Origin of the sequence: Microbispora sp. H10836 (assembly GCF_012999525.1) — a bacterium.
Lineage (GTDB): Bacteria > Actinomycetota > Actinomycetes > Streptosporangiales > Streptosporangiaceae > Microbispora.
In genome coordinates, this window is the sequence record NZ_JABBWU010000012.1 from 222,274 (window position 1) to 239,154 (window position 16,881).

General features: G+C 71.5%; 18 protein-coding genes. 9 read left to right on the plus strand and 9 right to left on the minus strand.

Annotation, left to right across the window (positions count from 1 at the left end; all coding sequences use genetic code 11):
* Positions 1-8 precede the first annotated feature (8 nt).
* Both HHX30_RS22970 and HHX30_RS22975 read right to left on the minus strand, forming a co-directional pair.
* Positions 9-608, minus strand: coding sequence for a hypothetical protein (locus HHX30_RS22970; RefSeq protein ID WP_169984030.1), 600 nt, complete (start codon positions 606-608; stop codon positions 9-11).
* Positions 609-726: 118 nt separating this feature from the next.
* Positions 727-1,248, minus strand: coding sequence for a helix-turn-helix domain-containing protein (locus HHX30_RS22975; RefSeq protein WP_169984031.1), 522 nt, complete (start codon positions 1,246-1,248; stop codon positions 727-729).
* A gap of 81 nt (positions 1,249-1,329) precedes the next feature.
* Here HHX30_RS22975 and HHX30_RS22980 point away from each other — a divergent pair, with 81 nt between their 5' ends.
* The 3 genes from HHX30_RS22980 (at position 1,330) to HHX30_RS22990 (ending at position 4,230) form a co-directional block, all read left to right on the plus strand.
* The gene (locus HHX30_RS22980; RefSeq protein ID WP_169984032.1) at positions 1,330-1,671 is read left to right on the plus strand and encodes a hypothetical protein; all 342 of its coding nucleotides are present in this window, start codon (positions 1,330-1,332) and stop codon (positions 1,669-1,671) included.
* 14 nt (positions 1,672-1,685) lie between these two features.
* Positions 1,686-2,621 (plus strand): alpha/beta hydrolase, encoded by a 936-nt coding sequence (locus HHX30_RS22985; protein WP_169984033.1) that lies wholly within the window; start codon positions 1,686-1,688, stop codon positions 2,619-2,621.
* Positions 2,622-2,805: 184 nt separating this feature from the next.
* The gene (locus HHX30_RS22990; protein ID WP_310741795.1) at positions 2,806-4,230 is read left to right on the plus strand and encodes an aminobutyraldehyde dehydrogenase; all 1,425 of its coding nucleotides are present in this window, start codon (positions 2,806-2,808) and stop codon (positions 4,228-4,230) included.
* A gap of 129 nt (positions 4,231-4,359) precedes the next feature.
* Here the strand turns inward: HHX30_RS22990 and HHX30_RS22995 are convergent, their stop codons facing one another.
* The 3 genes from HHX30_RS22995 to HHX30_RS23005 form a co-directional block, all read right to left on the minus strand.
* Positions 4,360-4,605 (minus strand): hypothetical protein, encoded by a 246-nt coding sequence (locus HHX30_RS22995; RefSeq protein ID WP_169984034.1) that lies wholly within the window; start codon positions 4,603-4,605, stop codon positions 4,360-4,362.
* 215 nt (positions 4,606-4,820) lie between these two features.
* A complete protein-coding gene (locus HHX30_RS23000; RefSeq protein ID WP_169984035.1) occupies positions 4,821-5,639 on the minus strand; it encodes a PIG-L family deacetylase in 819 nt (272 codons plus the stop codon).
* A gap of 40 nt (positions 5,640-5,679) precedes the next feature.
* Positions 5,680-6,918, minus strand: coding sequence for a sugar MFS transporter (locus tag HHX30_RS23005; protein WP_211592374.1), 1,239 nt, complete (start codon positions 6,916-6,918; stop codon positions 5,680-5,682).
* Between the two features lie 147 nt (positions 6,919-7,065).
* On the opposite strand from HHX30_RS23005, the gene HHX30_RS23010 reads away from it, so the two are divergent.
* The gene (locus HHX30_RS23010) at positions 7,066-7,746 is read left to right on the plus strand and encodes an alpha/beta fold hydrolase (RefSeq protein ID WP_211592375.1); all 681 of its coding nucleotides are present in this window, start codon (positions 7,066-7,068) and stop codon (positions 7,744-7,746) included.
* On the opposite strand, the gene HHX30_RS23015 is transcribed toward HHX30_RS23010, so the two are convergent.
* Entirely contained in the window at positions 7,743-8,207 is a 465-nt protein-coding gene (locus HHX30_RS23015) for a nuclear transport factor 2 family protein (protein ID WP_169984036.1), read from the minus strand. The two genes, HHX30_RS23010 and HHX30_RS23015, sit on opposite strands and share 4 nt — an antisense overlap.
* A 28-nt stretch (positions 8,208-8,235) precedes the next feature.
* Between HHX30_RS23015 and HHX30_RS23020 the strand changes: the two genes are divergently transcribed.
* The 4 genes from HHX30_RS23020 (at position 8,236) to HHX30_RS23035 (ending at position 11,302) form a co-directional block, all read left to right on the plus strand.
* Entirely contained in the window at positions 8,236-8,460 is a 225-nt protein-coding gene (locus HHX30_RS23020; protein WP_169984037.1) for a hypothetical protein, read from the plus strand.
* A gap of 92 nt (positions 8,461-8,552) precedes the next feature.
* Positions 8,553-8,978 (plus strand): nuclear transport factor 2 family protein, encoded by a 426-nt coding sequence (locus tag HHX30_RS23025; protein WP_169984038.1) that lies wholly within the window; start codon positions 8,553-8,555, stop codon positions 8,976-8,978.
* A 72-nt stretch (positions 8,979-9,050) separates the two neighbouring features.
* Positions 9,051-9,896, plus strand: coding sequence for an MBL fold metallo-hydrolase (locus HHX30_RS23030; protein ID WP_169984039.1), 846 nt, complete (start codon positions 9,051-9,053; stop codon positions 9,894-9,896).
* 176 nt (positions 9,897-10,072) lie between these two features.
* The gene (locus HHX30_RS23035) at positions 10,073-11,302 is read left to right on the plus strand and encodes a glycoside hydrolase family 16 protein (protein ID WP_169984040.1); all 1,230 of its coding nucleotides are present in this window, start codon (positions 10,073-10,075) and stop codon (positions 11,300-11,302) included.
* A 42-nt stretch (positions 11,303-11,344) separates the two neighbouring features.
* Here HHX30_RS23035 and HHX30_RS23040 read toward each other — a convergent pair whose 3' ends face one another.
* The 3 genes from HHX30_RS23040 to HHX30_RS23050 form a co-directional block, all read right to left on the minus strand.
* Positions 11,345-12,463 (minus strand): MFS transporter, encoded by a 1,119-nt coding sequence (locus HHX30_RS23040; protein WP_311922747.1) that lies wholly within the window; start codon positions 12,461-12,463, stop codon positions 11,345-11,347.
* 162 nt (positions 12,464-12,625) lie between these two features.
* Positions 12,626-13,720: a calcium:proton antiporter gene (locus HHX30_RS23045; RefSeq protein WP_169984041.1), complete on the minus strand. Its 1,095-nt coding sequence runs from the start codon at positions 13,718-13,720 to the stop codon at positions 12,626-12,628.
* A gap of 42 nt (positions 13,721-13,762) precedes the next feature.
* Complete coding sequence (locus HHX30_RS23050) at positions 13,763-14,638, minus strand: NUDIX hydrolase (RefSeq protein ID WP_169984042.1); 876 nt, start codon at positions 14,636-14,638, stop codon at positions 13,763-13,765.
* Positions 14,639-15,424: 786 nt separating this feature from the next.
* Here HHX30_RS23050 and HHX30_RS23055 point away from each other — a divergent pair.
* Positions 15,425-16,465: an alpha/beta fold hydrolase gene (locus HHX30_RS23055; RefSeq protein ID WP_169984043.1), complete on the plus strand. Its 1,041-nt coding sequence runs from the start codon at positions 15,425-15,427 to the stop codon at positions 16,463-16,465.
* Positions 16,466-16,881: the final 416 nt, after the last annotated feature.

A 16,881-nucleotide genomic window follows, 5' to 3' on the forward strand; every position in this document is an offset into this window, starting at 1 on the left:
CCTGGAGGCTAGGCGGAGCACGTGGCCCAGAGTTCGGCCCAGCCCTCGTGCATGAAGTCGTCGTTCTGGTACCAGACCGCGTACGAGTGGTCGTCGGACTGGACCGAGGTGATGCCGACGTTGGCGGGGCGCCGCCCGTCGGCACCGCTGAGGTGCGGGTGGCTGGGCGGGCAGGCCACCATCAGCAGAGCGTCGCCGCCCGGCGGGATCCTCGTGCTCTGCATGAACTCGAAGCCGGTCATGGGCTCGTGCTGCACGTTCGAGCAGAGCACCTCGATCTTCACCAGGATGGCGGACGCGTGCTTGTCCGTCTTCGACTGGGAGTTGCCGAACGTCACCTTCACCTCGCGCCCGTTCACGGTGATGCCCTTGTAAACCAGCTCGCCCCCGTCCCAGGTGTCCTGGGCGACGGACGAGGTCCGGGTCGTCACCGGATACGGCTTCGTCGACGGACAGGTCCTCGACACGTAGACCGTCATGCCCGGCTGGACGGAGGTCGAGTTCGTCATGACCACGGTCTCCTCGGCGAACGCCGGGGCGACGGGGACCGTGAGTGCGGCGGCGGCGGCCATCGCCGCGACCGCGCCCGTTCGCGTGAGCTTGCGCATGTGGTGTCTCTCCTCGTTCGTCAGGCGTGTCCTTGCGCCGACGACGCTAGAGAGACCGTCTTGAGGCGGTCTTGACCGTGTCGTGTGGAGTGCTTCACGCGCACTTGGGGCCGGTGTTTCAGCCCGGCATGACGACGGTGGACAGGAGGCGCCGGGTGCGGCCCGGTGCGGGCTGGTTGGCGAGTCTCGCAAGGAGCACCTCGCGCAGGTCCCGCAGGAAGTCCTGGAACTCCTCGTCGCTGAGGTACATGGCCGCCTGCCGGAATCCCACGCCGTCGCGGCCGAGGTCGATGTCGTCCCGGGCGAGGTAGCGGTCGAAGTCGGCCAGCAGTAGCGCGACGAACGTCAGGAACGCCTGGCGGTGCTCCTCCGCGCCCAGCCCGGCCGCCTCCTCGGCGCCGACGTTCGCGTTGGCCGCACGCAGCCGGTAGGTCCGTTCGAAGGTGCCCCGGACCTTGCGCTCGGCCGCGACCTCCAGAACCTCGCCGTCGACCAGTGCCGCGACCTGCCTGTAGAGGGTCGCCGCCGGCACGTCGGGGAGCTCCGCGCGAAGGTCGGCCGTCGTCAGCGTCCGCTCGCCCAGGAGCGCCTGGACGATGCGCAGCCGGATGGGGTGCAGCAGCAACTCGGCCGTCGTCATGATCCTACGTTCTCACATTTGACATCATTCTCACAATCGAGAACAATCAGGCTCACCACAGCACAACCTGCGAGGAACGCCATGAGCACCATGACCATCACCCCCGACGCCATCGAAGTCCGCCTCTCCGCCGTCGAGAAGGCCGCCGCGCTGCGCACCGACCTGCGTGTCCCGCGGTCGGCGGTGCGGTCCGCCGAGATCGTGGACGACGCGCTCCGCGCCGCCCGAGGCCTGCGCACCGGCCTCGGCCTGCCCGGCCAGCGCAAGCTCGGCACCTGGCACAGCCGGGCCGGCAGGGAGTTCGTCGACGTGCGCAACGGTCAGCCGGCGGTGCGGATCCACCTCGACGGGCACGGCTACACCTCGCTGCTGCTGGGCGTGGACGACCCGCGCGCCGTGGTCGCCGCCCTCACCGGCGCCTGAGACGGGCCGGCGCGATGCGCGACATCGACCTCACCTTCACCTCGGCCGGCGAGCGGCTCGCCGGCACGCTGACCCTGCCCGACGGCGACGGGCCCTTCCCGGCGGCGCTGCTGGTCCCCGGCTCGGGGCCGGTGAACCGTGACTCCGACCACCGGCGGCTCCCCCTCGGGGTGACCCGCTGGCTGGCGGAGGCGCTGGCCGCCGCCGGGATCGCGTCACTCCGCTACGACAAGCGCGGGGTGGGGGCCAGCACCGGCGTTTTCCTGACGTGCGGGTTCCGCGACAACATGGACGACGCCGCAGCCGCGCTGGCCACGCTCCGCGGACGCCCGGAGATCGACCCCGGCCGCGTGGGGGTGGCGGGACACAGCGAGGGCGCGTTGATCGCGACGAACCTCGCCGCCCACGATCCCGCGGTGGCGGCGGTCGTGCTGTTGTCCGGCGCCGCCAAGATCGGTGCCGAGACGCTGCGCTGGCAGGCCGCGCGTCTCGCGCCGACCTTGCCGGCGTTCGTCCGCGCGGTGCTGCGCCTCACCCGCACCGACCTGGTCACCAAGGTGACCAAGAACCACGAGCGCATCCGCCGTACGACGACCGACGTCGCCCGGATCGGCGGAGTCCGGGTGAACGCCCGCTGGACCCGCGAGTTCCTCGACTACGACCCGGCGGCCGACCTCGCCCTGATCAAAGCGCCGGTGCTGGCCGTCACGGGCGAGAAGGACCTCCAGGTCGATCCCGGGGACCTCGCCCGTATGGCGGAACTGGTGCCGGGACCGATCGAGACGCACCTGATCCCCGATCTCAGCCACATCCTGCGCAGGCAGCCGGGGACGCCGTCGCTGCGCGCGTACAAGCGTGAGGCGCGCGAGCCGGTCGACGCGCAGGTGCGAGACCTCGTCACCGCCTGGCTCGCGCGCACGCTTGCGGCGCCGGCGCGGGACGGAGGCTGATTCCCCGGGCCGACGTCGAGGGCATAGGGGCGGGCGAAGACCCGCTGCGAGTCGAAGAGGAGCGAGGCGGAGCCGCGGACCCCGCCGAGCGACCAGTACGACCTGCGCCTCCGGTCGTTCGGCGTGCCCGTTTTGCGGGGAGGACGACCTCAGGGTGCTGGTGGGCGACTCCGAGGAGACCACCGTGGACACGTATCACAATGTGATCGCCGGAGAGCGTCGTGACCCGGCCTCCGGCGAGTGGATGGACCTCGTCGACCCCTCCACCGAGCAGGCGTACGCCAGGGCGGCCCGGTCGGGCGACCAGGACGTGGCGAGCGCGGTGGAGGCGGCCACCCGGGCCGCGCGGGCCTGGCGGCGGACCACCCCGGCCGAGCGTCAGCGGATGCTCGTCGAGCTGGCCGATCTGATGGCGGACAACCGGGAGGCGCTGGGCGAGGCCGAGGTGCGGGCGACCGGCAAGCCGCGCGGCACCGCGCTGCGGGTCGACGTGGACGGCGCGATCGACGTCATCCGCTACTTCGCCGGGGCCGCGCGAGTGCTGGAGGGACTCGGCGCGGCCGAGTACGCCGAGGGGCACACCTCATACGTACGGCGCGAGCCGATCGGCGTCGTCGCCCAGGTGACGCCGTGGAACTACCCGCTGATGATGGCGGCCTGGAAGATCGGCCCGGCCCTGGCGGCGGGCAACACCCTGGTGCTGAAGCCGTCCGACACCACGCCGGGCTCGGCCGTGCTGCTCGGCGAGCTGTGCGCGCGGGTGCTGCCGCCCGGCGTGGTCAACGTCGTGTGCGGCGACCGGGACACCGGCCGCGCGCTGGTGGCGCACCCCGGCGCGGAGATGGTGGCGATCACCGGCTCGACGCGGGCCGGGGCCGAGGTGATGGCGGCGGCCGCCGCCGACCTCAAGGACGTCCACCTGGAGCTGGGCGGCAAGGCTCCCGCGGTGGTGTTCGCCGACGCGGACCTGAAGGCGACCGCCCGCGGCGTCGCCGAGGCGGCGTTCTTCAACGCCGGGCAGGACTGCACGGCCGTCACCCGGGTGCTCGTCGAGGAAGGGGCGCATGACGACTTCGTCGCCGCGCTCGCCGAGGCGGCGCGGGCGCTGGCCGTCGGCGACCCGGACGAGGAGGGCGTGTTCCTTGGACCGTCCAACAACGCGGCCCAGGCCGAGCGGGTCGCGGGCTTCCTCGACCGGCTGCCCGCGCACGCCCGCGTGGTCACCGGCGGCGCCCGGCTCGACCGCCCCGGCTACTTCTTCCCGCCGACCGTCGTCGCCGGCGTCCGGCAGGACGACGAGATCGTGCAGCAGGAGGTCTTCGGCCCGGTCGTGACCGTGCAGCCGTTCGCGGACGAGGGCGAGGCCGTGGCCCTGGCCAACGGGGTCGAGTACGCGCTCGCCTCGAGCGTGTGGACGAGAGACGTCGGCCGGGCGATGCGGCTGTCGGCCGCGCTCGACTTCGGCGCGGTGTGGGTCAACTGCCACCAGGTGATCATCCCGGAGATGCCGCACGGCGGCTTCAAGCACTCGGGCAACGCCAAGGACCTGTCCCGGTACGGCCTGGACGCCTACACCCGCGTCAAGCACGTGATGATCAGCCACGCCTGAGGTCCACGGCGAGGCCGGCGGGGTCGACAACCCTGTCGTACTCGGCGGCGGCCACTGCGGAGGGGACGGATCCAAGGCCTGCTCGGCGGTCGATCCCAAGGAGAGGGTGCGCTCCGTCCGCCGTGACCGTCATTTCTCCCGTCCGGGAAACGGCGGCAACTCGCCCAGGTCCGCCGCCCTCGGGGCGGCCTCCACCTGCGACCGCCGTGTGCGGGGAGGGATCCGCAGGACGATCTTGAGCACCTGGACCGCGCGGGTCTGACGCTTGGCGGAGGGCGCCCAGATGGCGGTCAGACCAGCGGCCACGACGACGACGGCAACGGCGACGGGCACTATCGACGCCCCCATGCCCACGGTTTTGAAGAACTCGGTCACGGACGGCCTCCCGGGCAGCACGAAGCTGACCAGAGGTCTCTCCCGCCCATCGTGTGGCCGGACCGGCGGCCCCGGGCAGTCACGCCGCGATGACGAGGCCGTCGCGAAGGGATACTCCCCTCTGTTCTCGCCGTAAGCGTAAGGGCCGGTGCCGCTGCCGATCCAGGGACACTTCAGTCACCGCGGCCGGCGCGGGTTCTCACTGCGCCGACGGCTCAGTCGCGCAGGCCGGCGAACAGGTCGTCCTCGTGGGCCGGCGCGTCCACCCGGCAGGTCTGCCGGATGAAGAACTCGTGCGAGAAGGCCTGGTGCTGGGCCTCCGGGGGCATCTTCAGCAGGAAGATGTTCTCGCCCTGGCTCGCGTGCGCCTGCAGGGCCTTCACCTTGTTCTCCACGTACGGCGACACGTCGACCACGGAGGAGATGAGCTCCTCGGGGGTGCCGAAGTCGTCGGGGAGCTCGAAGTCCTCCGGGGCCATGCCGCTCGACCGCATGAACGCGAACATCTCACGGATCCGCTCGCGCGGCACGGCCGTGTAGTAGAGCTTGTCCGGGATGCCGGTCATCTCGGCCGCCGCGACCGCGATGCGGTGGGCCTGGATGTGGTCGGGGTGCCCGTAGTTGCCGTTCTCGTCGTAGGTGACGATCACCTGCGGGCGGTAGCGCTCCATCAGCTCGGCGAGCCGGGCGGCGGCCGTCTCGACCGGGACGTTGGCGAACGCGTCGGCGTGACCGTTGCCCTCCCAGCCGTCCATGCCGGAGTCGCGGTAGCCGAGCAGCTCCAGGTGGGAGATGCCGAGGTGGGCGACCGACTCGCTCAGCTCGGACAGCCGCCGCTCGGCGACGGCGGCGTCGTCGTGGCCGGGCTCGCCCGGCTTCACCCCGCCGGGGCCGTCCCCCTGCTCGCCGTTGGTGCAGGTCACCAGGACCGTACGGACACCCTCGGCGGTGTATTTCGCGAGGATCCCGCCGGTGCCGATCACCTCGTCGTCGGGGTGGGCGTGCACGGCCATCAGGGTGAGCTGTCGGTCCATTCGATTCCCCCGGGTGTCGTTTACCGTCACCCGGACGAGCCTATATCGCCTCTTGATCTCGCGCGGGGACGCCGTTGACCGGCGGAGTGGGGGCCGGGGTCATGCGGGTGGTCACCAGCCACCAGATGACCAGTTGCAGCAGGGCCAGCGCCAGGGCGAAGGGCGGCAGCGTCCAGGCGCCGATCCCCTGGGCGATCGCCCCTGTCAGCCAGGGGAACACCGCGCCGCCGACCACCGACACCCCGTTGATCAGTCCGATGGCGGTGGGCACCAGCCGCGTCACGGTGAGCCGAGGCGCCACGGCCATCGTGGTGGGGAAGACCGGTCCGAGCCAGAAGCCGAGCAGCACGAAGCTGACGCTGGCCATCGCGGCGCCCGGCACGAGCCAGGCCAGCGCCGTGCTGAGCGTGACTCCGGCCAGGCAGAGGAAGGTCATCCCGGTCGCGGTCATGCCGAGCCTGGTGGCGATCGGGCTGATCAGGAAGCGGCCCAGGGTGAGCCCGAGCCAGTAACCGGAGATCGTGTAGCCGGCCAGCAGGTCGCTCTGCCCGTGCTCGTCGACCAGGAAGCTGAACCCCCAGTTGCCCACGCTGATCTCCAGGCCGACGTACACGGCGAGGAACACCGCGCCCAGCAGGACGGCGGGCTGCCGTGCCGCGGTGGACAGCAGTCCGCCGGTCGCGGCGTCCGCGTGTCCCGCCGCGGGCGTGGGCGGCGGAGCCTCGCGGGCGGGCAGGGTCAGGTAGAAGCCGATCAGCAACGGCAGGCAGACCAGGGCCAGGACCAGCCACACGGCCGTCCAGGGCAGGAAGGTCAGGATCCAGGTGGCCAGCAGCGGCCCGAGCAGCGCGCCGACGCCGAAGAACGCGTGCAGGCGGTTGAGCAGCGTGGTCGCCCCGGGCAGGTCGGTGAGATAGGCGTTCAGCACCGATTCGAAGACGCCCGTGCCGTACCCTGCCACGACCTGGGCCACCAGGAAGGCCAGGAACGGCGGGCGCACGGCCGTGAAGAGACCGGCCAGCGCGAACGTGCCGCCGCCGAGGAGGAGCGAGGCCCGGATCCCGAAGCGGTGGATCAGCGGGCCCGCGGTCGAGCCGGACAGCATGAACCCCGCGGAGAAGGCGAAGAACTGGGTGCCGATCGTGGCCTTGTCGAGGCCGTAGTCGTCCATCTGCGCCGGCAGCAGCACCCCACCCACGCCGGCGCTCACGCCGACCAGGATGAAGGTGACATAGGAGAGCGCGACCGGCGCCCAGAACTCGCGCCGCAGTGCGGACACCTGACCTCCCGCGTACGAGCAGCCTTCCGGCCACCCGGCATGCGGGATCGGCCGTATCCGTGATCAACGGTGATCCCGTTTTCGGCGTCATGCTACTTGGAGTGCCTGCTGCTCCCAAAGGGGTTTCCGGTGGATATCGTCCATCGTGTGACCGATCATGCGACGCTCCAGGCCAACGGCATCCGCATGGCGTACCGGACGTACGGGCCGGACGGCGGCGTGCCGCTGGTCCTGCTGCACGGGCTGGGCGAGGGCATGGCCGGCTGGGCGGACGTCGCGCCGGTGCTGGCCGCCCACCGGCACGTGTACGCCCTCGACCTGCGCGGCCACGGCGCCAGCGACCGGCCGGGTGACTACGGCCTGGAACTCATGCGCGACGACGTCCTGGCCTTCCTCGACGCGCTGTCGCTCGGCACGGTGGACGTGATCGGGCACTCGATGGGCGGCATCGTGGCCTACCTGCTCGCCGCCGAGCGGCCGGACCGGGTGCGGACGCTGATCCTGGAGGACGTCCCGCTCCCCGTGCCGCGCGTCCCGCCTCCGCTCGTACGGCCGGAGGAGCCGCTGACGTTCGACTGGGCGATGGTCACGGCGATCAGGCCCGAGATCGACCGGCCCGACCCGGCGTGGCTGGAGCGGCTGGGCCGGATCACCGCGCGCACGCTCGTGATCGGCGGCGGGCCGGACAGCCACATCCCCCAGGACCGGGTCGCCGAGATGGCCCGCCGCGTCCCCGGCGCCGCGCACGTCATGATCCCGGCCGGGCACCTGGTGCACGAGAACGCCCCCGGCGCCTTCGTCCGCGAGGTGCTGGCCTTCCTCGCCTAGAGCCTGGCCGGCAGCCCGAAGACGGCGAACAGGGCGGGACTCCCGAACACGACGTTGCGCGCGATGCCGTCCTTGCCGATCGCGAGGACCTGGAGTGAGTGGGCCCGCAGGACACCGTCGCCGCCGTCGGCGTAGGCGACGAGCGCGGGCTGGCCGTTGGCCCGCGCCGGCGCCATCCGCCAGGGGCCGCGCCGGGCGCAGACCCAGCGGATGAAGCGGCCGAACTCCTCCCTGCCGGAGAACCACGACAGGAACGGCGGCATCTCCAGGACGGCGTCCTCGCGCAGCAGCCGCTCCAGGGCGTCGACGTCGGCCTTCTCGAACGCCGCGACGTACCGGTCGAGCAGCTCGCGGCAGGCGGGGTCGTCCGATTCGAGGAGGTCGTCCTCCGTCTCGGCGACCGGCGGCCCCGTGATGTGGGCCGCGCTGCTGGTGTACGGCGCGGGTCTGGGCGTCTCCATCAGCCTGCTCACCCATGCCCTGGTCCACGTGCCACCCGCCCGCGCCGCCGACGCGAGCGGCCTGCTCACCACGGCCATGCAGCTCGGCCAGCTCAGCGGCGTGGCCGTGTTCGGCACGGTGTTCCTCGCCCTGGCCGACCCGCCGAAGCCGGAGGCGATGGGGACGACCGCCTGGTGGCTCGCGCTGGCCACGGCCGCGGGCGCGGCGGGCGCGGTCGCCCTGGCCCGTGCCGTACGGCCCCGGCCCGCGTAGCCCCCCCGCGGGCGGTGCGGGTGTTGCGTCTTCCTCGGACGTCCTTTGCCCTGGCGGCGCTACCGTGGGTGTACGCCCTGGGGGTGATCCGCATGCCAGACGGCCGGCAGCTCGCGGACCGCGTGCTGAACGCGGTGAACGGTCATGACCTGGAACGACTGTCGGCGTGCTACGACGACGACGCCGTCCTGTCCACCCCGCTGAGGGACTGCGTGGGGCGCGAGCAGATCGTCCGATACTGGGAGAGCCTGTTCAAGGGCTTCACCGACATGGCCATGACGGTCTGGAACAGGGTGGAGTGCGCCGACCCGGGCTTCAGCGAGTGGACGATGACGGGCACGCACACCGGGCCCTTCCCGCTGCCCGATGGAGGTGCCGCGAGCGCGAGCGGCCGGCGGATCACGGTCCGCGGCTGCGGGGCGTGCCACGCGAAGGACGGGCTCGTCGTCGCCCACCGGGACTATTTCGACCTGCTCGAGCTGTACTCCCAGCTCGGGTTCTCACTCGTCCCCGGCTAGGTAAGCGCCCCCCGCTTTCGGGTGATTTGTGGTGGTTTACGTAGCCTGAAAGTCTGGGAGAGGGGAGGCGTCATGCCCGATCCAGCGGACGCGACCGTGTTCTTCGTGGGAAACGCCACCATGATCATCCGTTCTCACGGGTTCACCCTGCTGACGGATCCGAACTTCCTGCACCAGGGGCAGCGAGCCCATCTCGGCTGGGGGCTGAGCACCCGCCGTCGCACCGAGCCGGCGATGAAGGTCACGGAGCTTCCGCCGCTGGACCTGGTCGTGCTGTCGCACATGCACGGCGACCACTGGGACAGGATCGCCAGGAACGGCCTCGACAAGGACCTGCCGATCGTCACCACCCGCCACGCGGCGGCCCGGCTCCGCCGCCAGGGGTTCGACCACGCCATCGGGCTGGAGCCGTGGGAGTACCACCACGAGCGCCACGGGGACGGCACGCTCACGGTGACGGCCACGCCCGCCCGGCACGCGCCGGGCCCGGCGAACTCGCTGATGCCGCCGGTGATGGGGAGCGTGCTCGACTTCGCCCACGCCGGCGAGGTGGACCTGCGCCTGCACATCAGCGGCGACACGATCATGGACGACTGCCTGTCGGAGATTCCGCGCCGCTTCCCGGACATCGACGTCGGCATCGTCCACCTCGGCGGCACGCGGATCCTCGGGGTGACGGTGACCATGGACGGTGCGCAGGGGGTGGAGTGGCTCAGGCTGATGCAGCCGGAGTCGGCCCTGCCCGTCCATTACGACGACTACGCGGCGTTCGCCTCCCCGCTCAAGGACTTCCAGCAGCACGTCCGGAGCGCCGGGCTGTCGCACCTGGTCCACTACCTCATGCGCGGGGAGACCTACCGCCTTCCCGTGCGGCAGTCCGGCGTACGCCCGCGCCGGCACGTCCCGGGAGTGGGCTGACAGGCGCTAGTCAAAAAGAAACCATCCTATTGACACCCGTACGGTGAGGGTGTTGCATCTTTATTCAAGCTTTAAAGCTTTCCTGTAGCGCTGGACACCGGCACGCGCGCCCCCAGACCGGCGGGCGGCGCGGGCCGGAGATCCTGCTGGCATCCCCCCACCAACCGGAGATCTCCATGCGCAAACCCCGGCTCCTCATCATGGCCGCGGCCATGGTCGTCAGCCTGACCGGCGGCCTGGTCGCCGGCACGGGCGCCGACCGGGCCGAGGCCGCCATCGGCCCCGTCACCTGGTCGGACGAGTTCAACGCCGCGGCGGGAACGCCGATCGACGGCGCCAAGTGGAAGTTCGACGTAGGCGGCAGCGGCTGGGGCAACAACGAGTTGCAGTACTACACGAACTCCACCCGCAACGTGTACCACGACGGGCAGGGACACCTGGCCATCACCGCCCGCCGGGAGAACCCGTCCAACTACCAGTGCCACTACGGCACCTGCCAGTACACCTCGGGCCGCATCCTGACCGCCGACAAGTTCAGCCAGGCGTACGGCCGCTTCGAGGCGAGCATCAAGATCCCCAAGGGGCAGGGCATCTGGCCGGCGTTCTGGATGCTCGGCGGCGGCAACTGGCCGAACACCGGCGAGATCGACATCATGGAGAACGTCGGCAAGGCGCCCAACACCGTCTACGGCACCGTGCACGGCCCCGGTTACTCCGGCGGCGGCGGCGTCGGCGGCAACCGGACGATCGGCGCGCCGCTCGGCGACGCCTTCCACAGCTACCGGGTCGACTGGTCGCCGAACCTCATCGTCTGGTATCTGGACGGCTCGGAGTACTTCCGCGTCACGCCGGCCGACATTCGCGGCAACCAGTGGGTGTTCGACCACCCGTTCTTCATGATCCTGAACGTCGCGGTCGGCGGCAACTGGCCGGGCAACCCCGACTCCACCACGTCGTTCCCGCAGACCATGCTGATCGACTGGGTCCGCGTCTCCGCCTGGACCAGCGACGGGGGAGGCGGGAGCGGCGGCGCGCTGAAGTCCGGCCTGAACGGCCGCTGCGTCGACATCCCGGGCGCCAACCCCGTCGACGGCGCCCGGCTGCAGATGTACGACTGCAACGGCACCGCCGCCCAGCAGTGGACGATCAACGGCGACGGCACGGTCCGCGCGATGGGCAAGTGCATGGACGCCGCGGCGGCCGGCACCGCCAACGGAACGCCGATCCAGCTCTACACGTGCAACGGCACCGGCGCCCAGCGCTTCACGCTCACCCCGGCCGGCGACCTTGTCAACATCCCCGCGAACCGATGCGTGGACATCGTGGACGTGAATCCGGCCAGCGGCGCACGCCTCCAACTGTGGGACTGCACCGGCGGGGCCAACCAGAAGTGGACCCGCGGCTGACGACCGCGTGACCGGCGTGAGGGGTTCGGCCTCTCACGCCGGTCACGGCCGCTTCCGGCGTACGGCGAGGGCGATCACCAGGTACGGCGCCGCCGCGACGGCGAACAGCGGCCCGGGGCCGGTCCACACCGAACCGGCGGCGTAACCGCCGTAGACCGCCAGGGCGACGACCTCGGTGCCGACCCCGGCCATCGACGTGACCGTGGCCCGCGCGCCGTCCGAGATCCCCTCCTGAAGCCTCGCCTCCAGCGCCGCCGTCGCCCACTGGAACAAGCCGAAGGCCACGGCGACCAGCGTGAGCGCCTCCGGCCGGCCCGCGGACGCTCCGACGGCGCCGGCCGCCATGCAGGCGGCGGCCGTCACCAGGGCCGGCGCGAGGGCGCCCCGCCCCCGCCCGGCGAACCACCCGCCGACCATGCCGCCCGCGCTCACCAGCAGGACGAGCAGGGGAACCCGCCCGACGGACACCCCGGTCGCCTCCGCGAGCAGGCGGACGTACTCGTCCATCGCCCCCGCGACCGACGTGGCCGACAGGACCACGATCGCGCGGCGGACCGCGGGACCCCCGCGCACCTGGGCCAGGCCGTCGCGCAGGACGGCGAAGTATCCGCCGGCGACGTCGGACCGGTCGCGGTCGCCGCGCGACTCGGGGAACGACAGTCCCACGGCGGCTCCGAGCAGCGTCACGAGCACGCTGGCCAGGCCCGCGGCGCGCATGCCGCCCACGGCGAGCACGGGCCCCGCCAGCGCGGTCGCGGCCATCACCGCCGTCGTGCCGAGGGCCGCCGCCCGCCCGGCGAGGGACGGGTAGCGCCCGGTCGCGCCCCGCCGGTCGAGTTCCTCGTACACCAGGGCCTGGAGTGTGCCCGAACGCAGGGAGCCGCCGGCGCCCCACAGCACGAAGCCCAGCGCGAACGACCAGTAGGAGGGGGCGAACGTCCACAGGGCGTATCCCGTGCCCGCCAGGAGGGGCGCGGCGGCGAGCAGCCACCGCCGCGAGACGAGGTCGGCCCACACACCGGACGGGACCTCCAGCACGAAGCCGGTGACGGACCAGATCACGAACAGCGAGGAGATCTGGGCGGGGGAGAGCCCGTTCTCGGCGAACAGCAGGGCGTACACCGGATAGAGGACGACGAAGTCCTCCAGGAACGCGTACACGTACAGGCGGGCCGCGAGGGCCCGTTCAGGTGAGCGTCAATGTCGCCAGGTCACCCTTCGCACCCTACGCGCCCGTCGATCTTCGCGCATCGGACTTTTCTCTGCAGGCTCACGGGCCCGAGGCTCGGCGGCTCGCGGGCTCGGGGCTCGCGGGCTCGGGGCTCACGGGCTCACGGCGAGGAGCAGGAAGGCGGCGAGCAGCGTGAGGTGCACGCCCGCCTGCAGGACGGTGGCCCGGCCGGGCACCACGGTCAGCGTCGCCACGACGATCGTCAGCCCGAGCAGCACGATGTGCGTCGCGTCGAGTCCGAGCAGCAGCGGCCCTTTCACCCACAGCGACGCCGCGGCGATCGTCGGGATGGTGAGCCCGATGCTGGCCATCGCCGAGCCGAAGGCGAGGTTCAGGCTGACCTGGACCCGCGCGCGCCGGGCCGCGCGTACGGCGGCGAGGGTCTCCGGCAGCAGCACCAGCAGCGCGATCACGACGCCCACCACCGCCTGCGGCAGGCTCGCGGCGCGTACGGCCGTCTCGATGGCGGGCGACTCGACCTTCGCCAGGCCGACCACGGCGACGAGCGCGGTCAGCAGCAGCGCCAGGCTGGCCGTGGCGGCCCGCGTGGTCGGCGGGCCGGCGCGCCCGTCCGCGTCACGGCCGCGGGGTTCCACCGGCAGGAAGTAGTCGCGGTGCCGTACGGCCTGGGTGAGTACGAACAGGCCGTACAACGCGAGCGAGGCGAACGCGGCGAACGCGAGTTGAGCCGGAGAGAAAGCGGGCCCGTGCTTGCTCGTGGTGAAGGCCGGCAGGACGAGGCTCAGGGTCGACAGGGTGGCGACGGTGGCGAGCGCGCCCCCCGTTCCCTCCGCGTTGAACACCGCCACCCGCCGCCGCAGCGCCGCGACCAGCAGCGACAGGCCGGCGATCCCGTTGCATGTGATCATCACGGCGGCGAACACCGTGTCGCGGGCGAGCGACGCCGCGGCCGGCCCGCCGGACACGGTGAGGCTGAGGATCAGCGCCACCTCGATCACTGTGACCGCCACGGCGAGTATGAGCGAGCCGAACGGCTCACCCACGCGATGAGCGATGACTTCGGCGTGGTGCACGGCCGCGAGCACCGAACTCGCGAGGAAGAGCGCGGCGATCACCACGACGACGGGTGGGATGCTCCGTCCCCACGCCAGCGCGAGCACCGCCACGGCGAGGATCGGAACGCTCACGGTCCAGGTGGCGGCCAGTCGGCGGTAGCGCAGGCTCACATGGTTCTTCCTGCCCAAATGGGACGAAAGGTATAAAGGACGCTAGAGCTGCTTGAGCAGCCAGCGCGGGCCGGCGACCAGGGCGCCGAGGGCCGTCACCCGCTCGCGCAGCCCTCGATCGGCGGTGACGACGAGGGCGGTCTCCCACGACCGCACGCCGCGCACCACGTCCACGATCGCGTCGTCCCCGCTGCCACCGGCCACCACGACCGCCAGGTCTCCGGCCACCGGCCCCGGGTCGGCGGCGCCGGCCGCCGCCCCTTCGAGCACCGCGACCATGCGCGGGAACCACCGGGACAGTGCGGGAACGCCTTCCGGCATCTCGCCGAGGCCCTGCCCGGAGAGCGGGACCAGCTCGTTGAGCAGGCGGTTCGCGGCGCCGGCGCGGTCGTTCCACCATCCGTGCTCGGCGCGCGCGCCGATGATGTTGGCCATGTCGAGGACGACGACCACCGGGCTCAGCGCGGGCCGGATCCTCGGCCACGAGTCGGCGAAGCCCGGATGCAGCTCCTTCGACGCGACCTCGTCGGCGGCCACCCAGCGCATGTCGGCGCTCTCGCCGTTGGCGGGCGCGGCGTCGAGCAGCCCCCCGGCCTCCGCGATCACCGTCTGGAACGACCAGCCGCCGTGGTCGTCGACGTAGAGCCCGCGCACCCGGACGAGATCGGCGTCCAGCGCGGCCTCCTCCTGCGCCTCGCGCAGCGCGCCGGTGATGGCGTCCTCATGGCTGTCGCAGGCACCGCCCGGCAGCCCCCACGTCCCGCCGTGATGGCTCCACCAGGCCCGCTTCTGCATCAGCACGTACGGCATGCCGTCGAGGGTGTGATGCACGGTGAGCAGGCCGGCGGCGCCGTACACCCCCCAGTGCTGGTGCCCCAGCGCGCACAGGGCCCAGCCGTCACCGTCCTTCGCCGCCATGGACCCATCTTGCCGCAGCGGGCTGAGTGCGGTCCGCCGCCCCGTTGCTCTGTGGGCGCCGGCGTGGACCGGCGGTACGTGACGGGGTCGTAGGCCGATCGTTATTAACCGGTAAGCGATCCTTCCGAAGGCCGAGTCCGAAGCCCGTTAGCGTGTGAGCCCTCACTCGTGATTCCCCCTTATCCGGAGAATCAGGAGATGTCATATCTGGAGAGACGCCCGCTTCCTGCGGCCGGAGGAGCGGGCGTTGTCCTCCCCCTGTCGTTTCGGTGTCGGCCCACCGGCCGTCCTCCTCGGCTCCTCTCGGGTGCCAGGCGGTGGAATTCTTCACGATCTCTCCACGGACGCCGCACAAGTGCCTGATTGACTGATGCCGTGATCCGGGAACCGGTGGGCCGGCATCGTGAACGCGTCCCGTTCAGGGCGACCACGTCGAGACAGAACATCGCCGTATATCTCGCACTTGTGGCCGGCGTGGCACTGGTTCCACTCGGAATTCTGGATTGGCTCGTGGCGATGTGGCTCATCCGGGGAGTCCGAGATGGCCACCCCTTCCTTCCAGAAAGCACGACGGGCCCGCAGAGAGCACGACGGGAGAAGCCCGCGCGAGTTCAGGTCGTGCAGGCTGCACTCGATCATCTGACGCCGACAGAGCCGCGGCCCGCGGCTCTCATCGTGGCCGTGCTCGTCGGTGAGCAGCCGATTCGCGAACAGTGGGCCACAACGGCCGGACGTCCCGCGATCGTGTGCTCGGGAAATCGTGTGCTCGGGGAAAGGGAAACACATATGCCACTGGAGGAAACGGCCGGGCGGGCGCCGGGAGCGGGGTCGCGTACCAGAAGATCGTGGCGGGCCGCCGTCGGCGCATTCGTCGCCCTGGTCGCCGTGTTCGGCATGACCGCCGGTGCGGGCGCGAGCGCGACGGCCAAGGAACCCGCGGAAGGCCCGGCGCGCTTCGCCCCCGGGTTCAGGCACGGCAAGGTCGTCGTGGAGGGCGGCGCGGTCCACTACGTCATCGGCGGGTCCGGACCGGCCGTCGTGCTCCTGCACGGCTGGCCGCAGACGTGGCTGATGTGGCGACCGCTGATGCCCGAGCTCGCCCGCGATCACACCGTGATCGCCGTGGACCTGCCGGGGCTGGGCGACTCGGCCGTGCCGGCCGGCGGCTATGACAAGGTCACCACCGCACGGCGGGTGCGCCAGGCCGTACGCCAGCTGGGATTCGACCGGGTGGCGATCATCGGTCACGACCTCGGCGTCCTGGTCGCCTACCCCTGGGCCCGTGACTTCCCCGGCGAGGTGACCCGGCTCGCCATGATCGAGACGCCGCTGTCCGGCTTCGGTCTCGAGGAGCTCTACGGGGTGAGCTGGCACTTCCGGTTCAACATGTCCCCCGCGCCGATCCCCGAGCGGATCATGGACAACGACGACGTCAGCACGTATCTCGGCATGGTCTTCGACTTCGGCTACCGCAAGGACACGGTGGATCGCGAGTCGTACTACCGGGCCTACGCCGATCCGGCCAGGCGGACCGCGGGGTACGAGTACTACCGGGCGTTCGCCGCGGACGCGGAGAACAACAAGGCCAACGCGGCGAAGCGGCTGCCCATGCCGGTGCTGGGCATCGGCGGTCAGTACTCCTTCGGGCCGGGGGTCGCGGACGCGTTCCGCCAGGTCGCCGACGACGTGCGCACGGTGGTGGCACCCGACTCCGGGCACTTCGTCCCCGAGGAGAACCCGCGCTTCATGGCCGATTGCGCGAGCCTCTTCCTGGGCGCCCGGACCGGCACGCCCCCGCGCCCCGAGCTCACCTCCTGCGCCCCGTAGACACAGGCATGTGATCGACGTTCTCTCCATCTCGCGCCGTCGCCGGTGCGGGTGGTGGTGGCTGTTACCCGATCACGTTTTCACCGGGCTCGGCTCGCTTCCTGCCGGTACATCGGTACCGGCAGGGGGTCGGCGCCGTCAGGGGTGTGCGGTGTCGCGACGGCAGGCCGGCTGGGCGGTGACCTCTCCAGCAGCGGCCCGATGAACACCGGGTCCGCCGTCTTGTTTTCCGAATTCTCGCCTGAATGTTTCAGCCGGTCCTGGAGTCCCGTTCTTGTCTCCAGCGATCCCTGTGCAAGTGAGGGCCGTTCTGGGCGGAAAGCCGCCGCGGCGCGGCGTTGACCGGCGATCGACGGGATCGTAGCTTGATGCGCGGTGTTCCTGTGGGTGAATTCAGTTCAGGTGCACGAAAACCC